We start from the raw sequence: 15,938 nt of genomic DNA, 5'->3' as shown, positions 1-15,938 counted from the left end.
TGAGCTTCCCAATATGTATCTTATTACGGTTGAGAGATTGTAGTGCAAGTCAGTGAATAGAGTAACTGATAAGAAACGACTACAAACTAACAATTTAAGATCTTATGGTGATTATGCCGAGGGTGTTCACCTCTTCCCTTACCGAACAGAGAAGTTAAGCCCCTCATGGCCGATGGTACTGCAAAGAAATGCGGGAGAGTAGGTAGTTGCCATATTTATTGAAAGCGCCTCACTGGAAACAGTTGAGGCGTTTTTGTTTTGTATATATCCCATCTTGACTGGGGTTATCCCAACATATCCTGCTTGCTTGACTCTTCCCAATTATATCCTATTTTATTGTATTTATTGCTGCTACTCAAGCGTGTATTTTACCCTTCCATTCTTATACCTTTCTTTTAAACTACCAGTCAATTATTTCATTCAACGAAATGCTAATCTGTTGAAAATGAACAAAATGAATAACTTCTGAATATAATAGCGCTGTATATTCATTAGCTAAATGATTGCTGTGCCTATGGCAAATGAATATGATAAAATTCTTAAAGAGAGTGTTAGAGAACCTAAGCTAAACTTATTAAAGCAGTTACTGGGCATAGACACAAAGTATGTGAGAGCTGCCCCACCACGAATACAGCAAACGATTGTAGAAAGAGAAGCTGATACGGCACTGGAAGTGGAAACTATTGATGGCCGCAAATTTCTATGCCACATTGAGTGGCAATCTACGAATGACAAAAGCATGGCTTTACGGATGGCTAAGTATGACATTTTACTGATGGAAAGCTATGAATGTGAGGTAATGGGTATCGTGATTTACGTAGGTAATAAAGCGATGAGTATGAGGGGAAATATTCAGTCTTTTGGCTTGCATTACGAATGTCCGGTCATAGACATCCGCGATGTTCCTCCCAACGTATTTTTATCTTCAAAAGACCCTGGGGAGCTAATACTGGCTATTCTAACCGGAAAAGAACCAGAGCGGATGATCCGGGAAATTTTGATTAAATTGCAAGTACTAACAAAAGGAGATCAGGTTTATTTTAAAGAAAAAGTGAGACACCTGGAGGTGTTATCTCAACTACGTGGAAATGAATTACAAAAACAAGTAATAAAAGAGGAGGAGAATATGCCTATTACATTAGATATAAGACAAGACCTGAGATTCCAGGAAGGGGTACAGGAAGGGCGCTTATTGGATGCCCAAAAAATGATAGAAGAAGGCTTAAACCTTCCTTTAATACAACGAATTACTGGTCTTGAAATGGCTAAATTACAGGAACTGAAAAAGCAACTGGAAGCTTAGGTTTATAATGATACTTAAAGCAAACCGTCTCAACTGTTTCCAGTGAGACGGTTTGTCTTTTATACCAGCTTACATGACTTAACGTGTAGGGGAGTCGACAGGAATTGTCATAAAAAAAGGAGGAACCGCAAACGATACCTCCTACAAGTAAATGTTTCATTTGACAAACAGGTTATGATTGCCAACGAATTATGTAATTATTTGATCCTTTGCAACTTCGTACTGTTACCTCTGTACATGTCGCCCACCCAGAAAGTAACACCAATTACTGTAGCCAGTGCTACCACCGAACCTTCAAAGCCAAAGCTTCCTCCGGTGATAATATCAGAACCATCCAGTGATTGCTGCAGTACGCTGTTTACACTAATGCCGCTTACGGAATAGCCTAGCAATGGACCCTGAACCAGGTTCCAGCTAAAATGCAGGAATATACCAAACCAAAGGTTTTGTGTGTAAATGAAGTTGATGCCCAGTAATAAACCCAAGGCAAACAAGTTCACCAATGGTAAAATACCGATTGTAGGGTTAGGAAGGTGCAGTAATGAAAATATCAGCGCACTGATAACCAAAGCATACATGGGTGGCAGGCTCTGCATCAGGTTGCGGAGTATATAACCGCGACCTACAATCTCCTCTACAAATGCTACAATGGCAAAAAAGATGATGGCATATAACAATTGCAGGAAATTAGGCAATACGATAGATAAGCTTAAAGTACCTGTTATCAGCAGTATTAACGTTCCGGTAGATAACAGGTTAATGCCTGCAAAAAAGCCTGTCCACGCATCGGCTTCATACTCGCCCCATTCAAACCCCAGGCTTGAAAAAGATCTGCGGTCTACGAACCTGCAAAACAGGTAAGCGGGAATCAGCATAAAGCCGTTGGTGACCAGGTAGGATAGATATAACATCGGAAACTTCATCCCGGTAGTGTCATACAGCTCCCTAAATGGAATATATTGTTGTGTCGCCGGCAAAAACACCAGTAAGCCTGGCGTGGCAATAAGGATCACAAAAACTACTACACGTAACCAACCGTGCTTAATCAGGGGTTTCTTATTCATTCTCTTACGGGTTGTGAATTCGCCGGGTCAAGATACAACCATTTATTCAATTGGCTTGATTAAAGTGATATAAGTAGGGAAATGGTCGCTGAAACCACTCATATAGTTATCAAAATCGTAGGTACGCTTAGGATAACCTTTATACCTTCCGGTAGTCTGCACCATGTCGTCCCGCTTAAAAATATTGGCCTTGTAAAAACGGAAATGCTTAGGCATGGTTTTATCCAGCCATGATTGCGATAGGATAATCTGATCGAATAATGCCCAGGCATCCTGGTAAGCTAACGTGCCAATGCCACGGTTGTAGAAATCGGCCCATGGATTAAACAGCATATCCTCTTTCAGCTTATCCATCTTGCCGCCTGCTTTTAATACTTTGGTTACGCTTACGTTATCGGGGCTGTCGTTCAAATCGCCCATTACAATAATGTTGGCTTTGGCATCCAAACGGGTGATAGAATCTATAACCCGGCGTACAATACCTGCAGCCAGTGAGCGGTTGTCCGCTGCGCCTACGCCACCCAGGCGTGAAGGCCAGTGGTTTACCATTACATAGCAATATTCGCCATCCAGTTTACCTTTTACCACCAATATGTCACGGGTAGTGTGCGGTGTGGTGTCGTTGGGCGAGCCGGGCAATACTACAGGAACGGGAAAGCTGGTCTCAACGGTAAAGTATTTGGGATTGTAGAGTAAGCCTACATCAATGCCCCTGAAATCGGGCGACTCGTAGTGTTCTATTTTGTAACCTCTGCCGGCAATAGCTTCCTGTTTTACCAGGTCTTCCAGCACATTTCTGTTTTCTACTTCGCTTACACCGATGATAGCGGCGCCATCCGGACTTACATCGGTGCCAATGTCACGTAAAACAGTGGACAGATTTTTTAATTTGTCGAAGTACACAGCCGGGGTATATTTTTTAACGCCGGTGGGTAAAAAATCAAAGTCGTTCTTTCCTTTCGCATGTACTGTATCAAAAAGGTTTTCGAGGTTATAAAATGCCACGTTAACCACCTTGTACTGTTTTTGTTGTGCGTGTAAAACCGAAGTAGAAAGAGCAAATGCAAGTAGTGTGTGTAATAATCTTTTCTTAATAAACATATTGGATACCAGGGATTAATTAAGGCTGCAAAGGTAGTCAATGTACAAAAAACATTGAATATGTTAATTTTTGTATTTAATTTGTTAATTAAATGATCACTATTTGTTAATGTTGCGCCGTCAATGTTTGTCTACTTTTGCTGCCGTTTGAGAAGTTGCTACTTATGTTCTATACCGCCTAACTGTTAACCTAGGGGAGGCATGCACTGTCAGTATTTGATGATAAACCACATTACACACACATGATTAAAAAAACTGCCCGTGCCTGTTTAACTATGCTCGTGCCCTGTAGTTTGCTACTATTAGGTACTTCGCGGAGTTATTCACAGGTAAAAAAAGACAGTACAGAGCTACAGGAAGAAATTAAAAGTAACATTCCTGTGATCGTACTTGACGACAACGATGCAGAAAACGGTTCCAGTTCCTCGGGACAAAGTATCTCATCTATCCTTTATGGTGGTCGCGACCCTTATTTTTCCAGCGTATTTAATTGGAGTGCCGCCAGGTTTAAAATCCGCGGTTACGATGGTTCTTACACGGAAACTTACATTAATGGCGCGCCCGTAAAAAAACTTACCAACGGTTACACCTCCTGGAGTTTATGGGGAGGATTGAACGATGTAATGCGCAGCCGTGTTACTTCTAACGGCCTGCGTCCGGTAGATTACGCTTTTGGCGACATTGGCGGTACCAACTACATCGACACCAGGGCTTCTAAGCAAAGTCCGGGTTTAAATGTAAGCTACGCTTACTCTAACCGTAACTTTAACCATCGTGTTATGGCCAGCTGGGCCTCGGGCATGAGCAAAAAGGGCTGGGCTTTTGCAATATCAGCTTCTTACCGCTATGCCGATCAGGGCTATGTTAAAGGCACTTTCTATAATGGTGCTTCTTATTTCCTTTCAGTGGATAAGAAGATCAATAGTAAGCACCTGCTGTCTTTCACCACTTTTGGAACGCCTACACAAAATGGTATGCCTACAGCTGCTACGCAGGAAGCATATAACCTGGCAGGTTCCAACTACTATAACCCATCGTGGGGTTATCAGAATGGAAAGGTGAGAAGCAGCAACTATTACACTATTTTTCAGCCTTACTTTATTCTTAACCACGAGTGGACTATCAGCAGTACCAGTAATTTAAAAACGTCGGTATCTTATTCTTTTGGAAACAGAACCCGTACTACATTAGACTGGTATAACTCGCCGGATCCAAGACCTGATTACTACCGCAATCTACCTAGTTATCAGACTGATGATGCTGCCACAGCTAAGCTGGTAGCAGATCGTTTCAGCACCGACGAGTATATACGCCAGGTGAAATGGGACCAACTATATGATGCCAACCGTATTAACAAGCAAACGGTGAACGGTGTTACCGGACGCAGATCACGTTACCTGTTACAAGACAGGGTAACACATACCGATCGTGCTTCTTTCAACAGTGTATATAATTCCAAGCTGGATAAGCATGCCGACTTTACTGCCGGTATTACTTACAGCATTCAGAAAGATCATAACTATAACAGGGTAAACGATTTGTTGGGTGGTGATTACTATGTGAACAGAAACCAGTTTGGTGAGCGTTCTTACCCCGGTGATTCTGCTAAAGGCAACCCTAACCTGGACGATCCTAATCCGATTAAAAGAGTGGGTGATAAGTATGGTAACGACTACAGCCTGAACCTGAACGAGGCGAAGGCATTTATGCAAACCAACTTTACTTTTAACCATGTTGACTTTTTTGTAGCGGGTTCTTATGCTGCTACTACTATGTGGCGCGAGGGTTATGCACGTAACGGTTTGTTCCCTACTACCTCTCAGGGCAAATCACAGGAGTTAACCTTCCTGAACTATTCAGCAAAAGCAGGTGTTACCTATAAGATAGATGGCAGAAACTACATCTTTGCCAACGGATCGTACGGTTCACGCGCTCCTTTTATTGAAAACGTGTTTGTATCGCCACGTATCAGAAACACTATCCAGGATAACGTGCGTAACGAGCAGGTGATCAGTGCAGAAGCAGGTTATGTATTAAACTGGGAAAAACTGAAGTTTCGTTTGAATGGTTATTATGCCCGCTTTGCACATGCAGTGGATGTAATGAGCTATTATGATGACAGCCAGCAGAACTTTGTAAACTATGCGTTATCTAACATAGGCAAAGAAAACTTTGGTTTGGAAATTGGTTTTGAAGTGCCTTTATATAAAGGACTTACTGCTAAAGGTGCTGCCAACATTGGTCGTTACTACTACACCACCCGTCAGGAAGCTATTGTAACTGTAGATAACAGTGCAGCAGTGGTGGCTAAAGAAACCGTGTATGCTAAAAACTACCGTGTTGGTCAAACTCCACAGGAAGCCTATTCATTGGGTTTGAACTACTCTGGCAAAGGCAACTGGTTTGCGAACATTAACTGGAACTATTATAATAGCCTGTGGATAGATATTAACCCGGTTAAACTCACCGATCGTGCTACGGAAGGGGTGAAAAATGGTTCTGATCAGTGGAAGAGCATCTTAAAACAGCAAGAGATTAACGGCCAGTACACTGTCGATTTCTATGGTGGTAAAACATTCCGCGTAAGAACAGGTAGAAAATCTTCTACGGTGGTTTTATCTGCTGGTATCAACAACCTGCTGAATAAGCGCAACCTGATTACCGGTGGTTTTGAGCAATTACGTTTCGACTACACAGACAAAAACGTAAACAAGTTTCCGCCAAAGTACTACTACGGTTATGGTATCAACTACTTCATAACCCTTGGTTTAAAATTATAATTACAACTACTCTTTGTTAAACATATTTATAAACTGATTATAATGAAAAAGTTTAGTAAACAACTGATGCAGCTGTCGGCTCTTTTATTTGCCCTGGTTGTAATAGTAACCGCCTGTAAAAGAACATTTGACGAGCCGCCTTACAGAAGCGGAGACCCTGATTTAAAAATAACGCACACCATTAAGCAATTTCAGGATTTATACAAGGGCTCTGCCCTTACCATTACGGATGATGTAATTATTGCAGGTGTGGTTGTAGGTGATGATGCTTCTGGTAACATATTTAAGTATATCGTTATCCAGGATAGCACTGCAGGTATGAACGTTCAGCTGGATGCTTCCAGCCTGAATGCAACTTACCCTGTAGGTCGCAGAGTTTTTATCAAAGCAAAAGGCTTAACATTGGGTACGTATGGTGGCATGCTGGAACTGGGTTTAGGTGTGGCATCTGCAGGTTATCCTGCCCGTATTCCACAGGCGCAGATTGCTGACTTCCTGGTAGCAGGTAGCACTGAAAACGTAGTAAATCCTATTGAGCTGAACATTGCCGATGTAAAAAACGCTTACCAGAACATGCTGGTAAAATTAAAAGGAGTGGAAGTGGCTAAGGCTGATTTAAGCAAAGCATATGCAGATACCTCTTTAGTGAGCACTGCTGTAAACATTTCCCTGGAAGATTGTAACGGTGGTAGCATTGTTTTACGTTCCAGCAGCTATGCTAACTTTGCAGGAAGTAAAGTGAAACAAGGTAAAGGTGATATCGTAGGTATCTATACTTTCTATAACACTACACCTCAGTTTGTAATTCGCGATACTACTGACGTAGCTGCTATGACAGGTACCCGTTGCGACGGTTCTACCGGCGGAACTGCTCCCAGCACTGGCACCAAAGTTGATTCTATCAGAGCGCTGAGAAATTTATATGTGGGTAGTGATGTAATAGCTTCTGGTACTATCACCGGTGTGGTAATTTCTAACATCAGCAACGAATCTTCTGCTAACTATAGAATTGCCCAGGAAAACAACCAAGCTGGTATTCTGGTGTACACTAAAAGCGCTAACAGCAGCTTAGCTTTAGGCACTAAAGTACAATTGACTTTAACAAATGCGGATACGCTTACTACTTACAATGGTGATCTCGAATATAAAAGCTTTACCACTACCAACTTCACTACTTTAGGTACAGGTTCTGTAACGCCACGTGTAACTACTATTGCAGCTATCAACGCAAACAGAAGCCAGTGGTCATCTACAATGGTTACCCTTAATAATGTTACCATTGCTGCTTCTACCACTAACGGCACAGGTACTAACTACACTTTAACAGATGCTACCGGTTCACTGGTAACTTTCGTGAGAAGCGCAGCTAATATTACTGTAACGCCTGGTACTGCTACTTCTGTAACGGGTTATGTGTCTATTTATAAGCCTGCTGGTGTTGATACCACTACACAGCTGACTATCCGTAACACGGCTGATATTGTAATGGGTTCTACTACACCGCCAGTTACAACCGCTAATTTTACTGGTTTGTATGGCTTTGGTTCTGTAACAGCAACTTCAGGCACTACCGATCCTACTGCTGTTCCTACAGCTGATAATATGACCTTTGGTTCTTTCACTGCTAATGGTGTAAGTGCTAATCCTAATACGAGTGGTCGTTTCTCATTCACTACATGGGCTACTGGCGCAACTAACGGTTCTAATACCTTTACCGGTTCACTGGATGCAGCCAAATATTATGAAGTAACTATTACGCCGGCTTCAGGTTATAAACTGAATTTCGATTCACTGGCATTTACTGTTCAGCGCTCTGGTACTGGGGTTCGTCAGTGGGCCGTTCGTTCCAGCGTTGATGGATATGCCAGCAATTTAGCTGCTTCTATCAGCAATGGTAATGCAAATCTTTCTGTGGTAAGCACTGATGTGTTCCAGGTAGATGATGCTATCTCTACTGCACAGGAAGGAAGTAAAATCACTTTCAGCACTGGTTTTACTAATCTAACAGGTGCTGTTACCTTTCGCTTCTATGGCTTTAATGCAGAAGGTACAGGTGGTACATTCAGCTTAAATAAAGCTGCTTTCTACGGTTCTGCTGCAAAGCAATAAGTAATAATAGTTTTTATATAACTGGCCCCGTCAACAATATTGGCGGGGCTTTTCTTTGTGCATATATCAGGCATATATGACCTTGATCATCTATAGAAATGATATTGATCTATTATTTGTTTTGATAATATTATAATAATGATAGAATCCTCTAATCAATATATATAACCTGCAACTTTGCCTTCGATTTTTACACACACACACACTTTAAACGTAATGAGAAAAAGAATTTTACCCTTACTGGTATTCTTTTTGCTTGCCGCGAACTTTGCTTATTCCCAGCTTATTTTGAATGAAGTATCGCAGGGAAGCAGTGGTACAAAAGAATACTTTGAGTTTGTGGTTGTAGGTACCCGCACCTGCACCGACAGTACAGCCGATTTGCGTGGCTGGATTATTGACGATAACAACGGATGGATTCAAGCCGGCAGTGGCAATGGTATAGCGCAGGGAAATATACGCTTTGCCAATGTAAGCAACTGGGCTAAAGTGCCATACGGTTCAGTTATCCTTATTTACAATCCTACTGATAAAAACGCAAGTATTACTATAGCGGATGATGCTACTGATGCTAACCATGATTATACGTATGTATTACCTACCAGTTCTACTTACATAGAAGTGAATACTGCTACGCCGGTTTCACCCTCCAGTGCCACGTTTACTTATGGTACAACCGGGTATGCGAGCAGAACTACAGGTTCCTGGGATCCGGTTGGACTTGCCAATGGCGGGGATGGCGTAATTATTGTAAAACCAGACAATCTTTCTAAAGCCTATTTCTCATTTGCTTTTGCTATTGGTAGTGCTGCTACGGCAACTATCTATAAAACAAGCATGGCGGCTCAAAAGAACTGTTATTTAAGTGACGCTAACTATACCACTACAGCCAGTTGGATTGTAGGTGATGCTCCGGCTAATGAAACACCAGGCAAGCCTAATGGTGGTGATAACACTATTTGGATTAACAGCATGCGTGTGCAGGTGAACCCACCAACTGTGGGGGCTATCAGTGGCAACAATACCGTATGCGCAGGTGCGAAAACTACCTTATCTAATTCTACCAGCGGTGGTGTATGGAGCAGCAGTAATACTGCTGCAGCTACCATTGATGCCAGTTCTGGTGAAGTAACCGGCGTAGCTGCCGGCAACACTACTATTAGTTATGTAGTAACGAGTGGTACTTGTTCAACTACGGCAACCTATGCTGTAACTGTAACTGCGACACCAACTGTGGCAGCTATAAGCGGTAATAATAAGGTATGTGAAGGCGCTAAAACCACTTTAGCCGACGCTACCAGTGGTGGCGTATGGAGCAGTAGTAATACCGCTGTAGCTACTATCGATGCCAGTAGTGGTGAAGTAACCGGCGTAGCTTTTGGAAATGCTACCATCACTTACACGGTTACCAGTGGCAGTTGTTCTGCATCGGCTACTTATGCCATTACTGTGCAGGCTTTGCCTACAGTAGATGCTATATCCGGAAATAATACATTGTGTGTAGGTTCTACCACTACATTACAAAATACCACAACAGGTGGCACCTGGAGCAGTAATAGTGCTGGTGCTACTATAGCCAGCAATGGGGAAGTAACAGGTGTAACACCTGGTAATGCTACCATCAGCTATGTGGTAACCAGTGGAACCTGCTCTGCAACGGCTACTTTTTCTGTTACTGTGCAGGCGCTGCTGACAGTAGGCGCTATTTCGGGTGATAATACTATATGTGTAGGTTCAAATGCTACTTTACAAAGCGCTACCACGGGTGGTGTATGGAGCAGTGGTAATACTACAGTGGCTACTATAGATGCCAGCAGTGGTGAAGTAACCGGCGTGGCTTCCGGAAACGCTACTATCACCTACACAGTTACCAGTGGTAGCTGTACAGCATCGGCTACTTATGCCATCTCTGTACAGAGCTTGCCAACAGTGGCAGCTATTTCAGGCAGCCAAACGGTATGTGTGGGTTCAAAAACAACTTTATCCAATACTACCAGTGGCGGTGTATGGAGCAGCGATAATACCACTGCGGTAACCATCGATGCCAGCAGCGGTGAAGTAACCGGTGTGGCTTCCGGTAATGCTACTATCAGCTATACAGTTACCAGTGGCAGTTGTTCTGCAACGGCTACTTATGCTGTTACTGCACAGGGTTTACCTGTAGTAGATGCTGTTTCAGGTAACAATACAGTGTGCGTAGGAGCAAAAACTATTTTATCTAACGCCACAAGCGGTGGTGCATGGAGCAGCGATAATACAACAGCGGCCACCATCGATGCCAGCAGCGGTGAAGTAACCGGCATAGCTTCCGGCAATGCCACTATCAGCTACACCGTAACCAGCGGTACCTGTTCTGCAACGGCCACTTATGCTATAACCGTGAATGCGAAACCTGTAGTACAGGCCATTACCGGTAACGATATTATTTGTGTAGGATCAAAAACTACGTTACAGAATGCTACCAGCGGCGGTACCTGGAGTAGCAGTAATACTGCCGCGGCTTCTGTAGATAACACCAGTGGGGAAGTAACGGGCATGACTGCCGGTAACGCCACCATCAGCTACACAGTAACCAGCAACGGTTGTTCTGCCAAGGCAACTTTCAATATTACCGTAAAAGAGGTTCCTGTGGTGCCGGCTATTACAGGTAATAACAATGTATGTGCGAATGAAACTACCGCTTTGAGTAATGCAACTACGGGTGGAACGTGGAGCAGTGGCAGCACTGCAATAGCAACCGTAAATGCTACCAGCGGCGTGGTTACCGGTATTGCCGGCGGACCTGCCATTATCACATACACTGTAAACAACGGCGGTTGTCAGGCAAGCGCTAATTTCTCTATCACGGTAAATGAAGCTCCTGCTTTAACAGTAAGTAATAATGTAACCATCTGTAAAGGCGCTGCTACTACATTGCAGGCATCTGGTGCAGGTACCATTCAATGGCAGGGACAGGCAGCGGGTAACAATGTGGAAGTAAAACCAGAAGCTACTACTACCTACACGGTAACAGCCACCAGTAATGGCTGTACCACTACCAAACAGGTAACTGTGTCTGTTGATGCTTTCAGTATGCAACTTACAGCTACGCCCAACCCAGTGGCGAAGGGCACATATGTGGCCTTTGCTACTTCGGCCAATACCAGTTATTCGGTAACTGCATGGCAGCCTTATACTGATTTTTCGAGCCAGATAGCCAATACACAAACTATTGTAGCCAGCGATTCTAAAGAGTACTATGCAGTAGGCAAGTCTGCCAATGGCTGTATAGATACGGCCCGTGTGATGCTGCAGGTATCAGTAAATGAATATGACGTATTTGCTCCTAACTTCTTTTCTCCTAACGGTGATGGAAAGAACGACTTGTATTATATATATGGAACGGTGATTAACGCCATTGACTTAAAAATCTTTAATCAGTGGGGAGAGCTGGTGTTTGCGGCCAAAGATAAAAATGTGCCATGGGATGGCACTTTCAAAGGCAAACAGCAGCCTGCAGGGGTGTACATATTCGTAGCGAATATTACACTTAACAATGGCGCCAGTGTGCAGAAAAAAGGTTCAATTAACTTAATACGCTAAGGAACATGAAAAAGATAGTAACAGTTTTATTCACTGTATTCATGATAGGGTACACAGGTGCATTGAATGCGCAGGTTGACCCACACTTTTCACAATACTATGTGTACCCTATGCAGTTAAACCCTGCATTGACTGGCACCATGAATGGCGACTACAGGGTTACGGCTATTTACCGTAACCAGTGGAACAACATTACCAATGCCTTTTCTACAGCGGGTGTATCGGCCGATTTTGCTACAAAAAAGAACATCAATTTTGGTGTAAACATACTCAGGCAAACTGCGGGTGATGGTGGATACACTTATACCAATGGCATGGCTTCTGTGTCTTACACAGGTATTAAATTCGGTGCAGCCGGTAACCATAGAATCTCCCTGGCCTTACAGGGAGGTTTTATAGGCCGCAGATTTGATGTTACGAAATTTAAAGGCGGGGAGCAGTGGGTGCCGTTAATTGGTTATACCTCTACTTTGCCGTTAAATGAAATGTTGTCAAAAACTTCTGCTACTGTATTTGATGCAGGTGCTGGTATTGCTTATTATGATGCTTCTGTTGATAAAAAAGTAAATTTCTTTGCCGGTTTCTCTGCTTCGCACCTTACCCGCCCGGAAGAGCCTTTTTTACAAGGTGGCAATAAAATGACCTTACCAGTACGATACAGTTTGCATGCCGGCGCCAGGATATATGTGTCGGAAGGAACCTACTTTGTGCCCAACGCTTTATACACCATCCAGGGCAATGCCAGTGAAAAAATGGTGGGTGGGTACATGCAGCTGGCTGCCAACGAAGTTACCGACTTTATGTTTGGGGTAAACTATCGCTTTAAAGATGCGATAGCGCCCTATGTAGGGTTGGTATATAACAACCTGGCTATTGGAGCCAGTTACGATATCAACATGTCGCAACTGGGCAAAATGGCTCGGGGCAGCAACAGCTTTGAGATATCATTAACGCTGCTGGGTAAAAAAACAGAAACAGTTGACTATTTTAAATGCCCCAGGTTTTAAAGACATTTTACATGACAACGAAGAATACAACTCTATATAAAAAATGGCTTGTGTGGGGCATGCTATTGCTGGCAACCGGCAATAATGCATCAGCCCAATCTGGAAGCTACATTCGCAAAGGCGATTTGCATTTTGAAAACCATAGTTATTATGAAGCAGCGCAGTGCTACGAGAAATTTTTGAATCCTTCTTTACGCAACGGAGCCGTCGAACCTTATGTACAACGTAAAATAAGCTACTCCGATAAAACAGCCACTACCAGCAAACCTGCGGATATATGGTATAAACTGGGAGAATGTTATTTATTACTGAACATGTACACGCTGGCAGAAAAAAGTTACCGGCAGGCTATACAACTGGATAGTATACAACAAATGCCGGCGTTTTTAAAACTGGCAGTATGCGAGTGGTCGAATGGAAAATTAGCGGATGCTGAAAAACATCTGAATCAACTAGCAGCAAGCAAAGAGGTTGATGCATCATTGCGTAACCAGGCTGCTAAAGCATTGGAAAGTTTGCAATGGACAAAGCAGCAATTGCAAAATAGCGAGCCGTTTGCTACTGTTAGTAAACTGAATGCAGGCAGCAACTTTGCCAATGGTATCTATGCCCCCTTTATAACTAACCTTAACGGGCAGCTGGTATTTACAGCTATCAGTAAAGAACAGGCTAAGCAATCGCCGTTGTATATCAATGGTATTTATGCGGTACAATGGAATGACAGCATAACAGCAGCTCCTGCTGTATTACAGCATAGTGATGAATGGCATTATGGAACGGCTTCTTTTACCAGTGATGGCAAATACATGTACTTAACGGCTAAAAAAGTCAAGGGAACGAATAGTAGCTGTATAATGGTGGCTATAAAAGACAAGCAAGGAAACTGGAGCACTCCTGTTGCATTAAATGCAATAGTGAATGTGCCTGGTTACAATAGCATGCAGCCTTTTATCAATGCCGAAGGCAACCGTCTTCTCTTTTCCAGCAACCAGCCTGGAGGTATAGGTGGTAACGACTTGTGGATGGCTGATATAGATGCTGCCGGTAAAGTAGTAAAGGCTAACAACCTGGGATCTGTTATCAATACGCCTGCTGATGAAGAAGCGCCTTTTTATCAGGCGAATTCACAAACACTGGTATTTGCCAGCAATGGCCGTATTGGCATGGGCGGCTTTGATTTATACAGCAGTAAAGGCGAAGGTGTTCATTGGCAAACACCTGTGAACCTGGGCTATCCTGTAAACTCGCTAAAAAACGACATTTACTTTTTCAGCAATGCAACTAATGACATATTACAGCATGCATTGATCAGTTCTGACAGGGAATCTGATTGTTGCTTGCAACTGTATGCTGTTACTCAAAAGCCTGCGTCGGTGAAGCCTGCGCCGCCTGTAGCAGAAAAGGTACCTGTTACGCCGGAAACGCCGATGGCTGTGCCGGACACGGTAGCAACACCCGTAACACCTGAGCAGGTAGGGTTAAAAAGTGTTACGTTGGAAATGGCAGTTCGTTTTGCTTTTAATAAGTCAACGCTGGATAAAAGCGGCCGCACTGTATTAGATTCTCTGGTACAAATGATGAAGGAAGATACAACGGCAATTGTTGATATCACTGGCCATACAGATGCGGAAGGTGCAGCAGCTTATAACCTCCGGTTATCACGCGCCCGGGTAAACAGCTGCCTGGAATACCTGAAAACAAAAGGAATAGATACTACCCGCGTTAACAAGGATGTGTATGGAGATACCCGCCCGGTGGCAGCTAATAAAATAGGAGAGAAAGATAACCCTACCGGAAGACAGGAAAACAGGAGAGTGGAGATTAAAGTAAAGTATACAAAACAATAAAGCCCCCCATCAACCCTAAATCCATAAAAAAAAGCAGCTCCCCACCAGGAAGCTGCTTTTTTATTATCGCTACAGCATAAACTATTAATTATATTTTTTCTTTTTCAATGCTGCTTTTACAGTAGCATTCAGGTTAGACAATAAGTCTAAGTTTACACCATACAGCTTAGCATCAGCCTCCAGATCGTTAATGGTAGTAGTATAATTTTGCCATGCGCTTTTACCAGCGCTGTTGGTGCTATATAAATTGTCATAGTTAGGCATGTTAACAGCCAATATGGTTGTGCTTTCGGTAATACGGTTAAGATCGTTGTTACCAGCTGGCAATATCACCGCTATCTTCCATACTTTTTTAGGTACTGCTACACGGCCTTCGTCTAAAGTACTAACTGTGTCGGTATGGTTACGGCCTAAACCACCGCTGCCGTAGTTACCCATAATAATATAAGCTTCTCCCGAAGTGCTTACCAGGGTGTTGCGGATATAGTCTTCCAAACCTTCCCATGGTCCCTGGTTCAGGTAGGCTGCCTGTGGAATCATGTTGGTCATATAAAACGTGGTGCTGTTGGCGGCAGTGGTGCTGGTGCGGTCGCCGGAAGGACAGTTGTGTCCTCTGTCAAAGCCGGAAGCGCTTCCATTATAACTGGATGCACCTACCTGATACCAGCCACTGGGTAAACCTGTATACGGTCTGAAATCATCCTGTCTGCTGGCAGTGCCTACATCTGAAGCCTGTAAATGCCAGCTCACCCATACCGGGATACCTCTGTCGCGGCTATACGCTTCTGCGTAATAGGTTTGGTTGATCAGGTAGTTGTTGGGATAAGCGCTGTTGGGTAATGCATTGGTGGGGTTACCCAGCAACAGGTTGTTGTTATCACCCGCTGTAATGGTATCTTTAACCTCTACAGGGATAGTTACATTAATAGTGTCGGGAGTAGTGGCTGGTGGCTCTTCCGCTTTGTTTACGGTTTGTTTGGTACAGGATATAGTAAACAATAATGCTACTAATGCCCCTGGTAAAAATTTCTGCTTGTTCATGTGTGTAATTAAAATAAGTAAGGCATTGGATAAAAAGTGCAAAGAAATAAACAGTTAGGCTATAAAATAGGTTTTTATACGATAATTTGCCGCATTAAATTTAG

9 protein-coding genes and 1 rRNA gene are annotated in these 15,938 nt (G+C 43.2%); 7 read left to right on the top strand and 3 right to left on the bottom strand.

Annotation, left to right across the window (positions count from 1 at the left end; translation table 11 throughout):
- The first annotated feature begins 103 nt into the window (after positions 1-103).
- A 5S ribosomal RNA gene (gene rrf / locus FLA_RS21500) occupies positions 104-215 on the top strand.
- Between the two features lie 299 nt (positions 216-514).
- The gene (locus FLA_RS21495; RefSeq protein WP_096511234.1) at positions 515-1,303 is read left to right on the top strand and encodes an RpnC/YadD family protein; all 789 of its coding nucleotides are present in this window, start codon (positions 515-517) and stop codon (positions 1,301-1,303) included.
- A gap of 197 nt (positions 1,304-1,500) precedes the next feature.
- On the opposite strand, the gene FLA_RS21490 is transcribed toward FLA_RS21495, so the two are convergent.
- Together FLA_RS21490 and FLA_RS21485 are read right to left on the bottom strand one after the other, a co-directional pair.
- The gene (locus FLA_RS21490; RefSeq protein ID WP_076382281.1) at positions 1,501-2,367 is read right to left on the bottom strand and encodes a CPBP family intramembrane glutamic endopeptidase; all 867 of its coding nucleotides are present in this window, start codon (positions 2,365-2,367) and stop codon (positions 1,501-1,503) included.
- Positions 2,368-2,409: 42 nt separating this feature from the next.
- Positions 2,410-3,381 carry an endonuclease/exonuclease/phosphatase family protein gene (locus tag FLA_RS21485; RefSeq protein ID WP_197705816.1) on the bottom strand — a complete coding sequence of 324 codons (972 nt, stop codon included), beginning with the start codon at positions 3,379-3,381 and terminating at the stop codon, positions 2,410-2,412.
- A gap of 329 nt (positions 3,382-3,710) precedes the next feature.
- Here FLA_RS21485 and FLA_RS21480 point away from each other — a divergent pair, with 329 nt between their 5' ends.
- The 5 genes from FLA_RS21480 (at position 3,711) to FLA_RS21460 (ending at position 14,793) form a co-directional block, all read left to right on the top strand.
- A complete protein-coding gene (locus FLA_RS21480; RefSeq protein ID WP_096511232.1) occupies positions 3,711-6,248 on the top strand; it encodes a TonB-dependent receptor in 2,538 nt (845 codons plus the stop codon).
- A 42-nt stretch (positions 6,249-6,290) separates the two neighbouring features.
- Positions 6,291-8,357, top strand: a complete 2,067-nt coding sequence (locus FLA_RS21475; RefSeq protein WP_076382278.1) for a DUF5689 domain-containing protein — start codon at positions 6,291-6,293, stop codon at positions 8,355-8,357.
- Between the two features lie 216 nt (positions 8,358-8,573).
- Positions 8,574-11,939: an Ig-like domain-containing protein gene (locus FLA_RS21470; RefSeq protein ID WP_076382277.1), complete on the top strand. Its 3,366-nt coding sequence runs from the start codon at positions 8,574-8,576 to the stop codon at positions 11,937-11,939.
- A 5-nt stretch (positions 11,940-11,944) separates the two neighbouring features.
- Entirely contained in the window at positions 11,945-12,946 is a 1,002-nt protein-coding gene (locus tag FLA_RS21465) for a PorP/SprF family type IX secretion system membrane protein (RefSeq protein ID WP_076382276.1), read from the top strand.
- An 11-nt stretch (positions 12,947-12,957) separates the two neighbouring features.
- Positions 12,958-14,793: an OmpA family protein gene (locus FLA_RS21460; protein WP_159445188.1), complete on the top strand. Its 1,836-nt coding sequence runs from the start codon at positions 12,958-12,960 to the stop codon at positions 14,791-14,793.
- Positions 14,794-14,877: 84 nt separating this feature from the next.
- On the opposite strand, the gene FLA_RS21455 is transcribed toward FLA_RS21460, so the two are convergent.
- On the bottom strand, positions 14,878-15,834 hold the full coding sequence (locus FLA_RS21455) for a DNA/RNA non-specific endonuclease (protein ID WP_076382274.1): 957 nt from the start codon (positions 15,832-15,834) through the stop codon (positions 14,878-14,880).
- Positions 15,835-15,938 lie beyond the last annotated feature (104 nt).

The organism is Filimonas lacunae (genome assembly GCF_002355595.1).
Taxonomy (GTDB): Bacteria; Bacteroidota; Bacteroidia; order Chitinophagales; family Chitinophagaceae; genus Filimonas; species Filimonas lacunae.
This window is presented reverse-complemented; position numbering and strand designations above follow the sequence as displayed.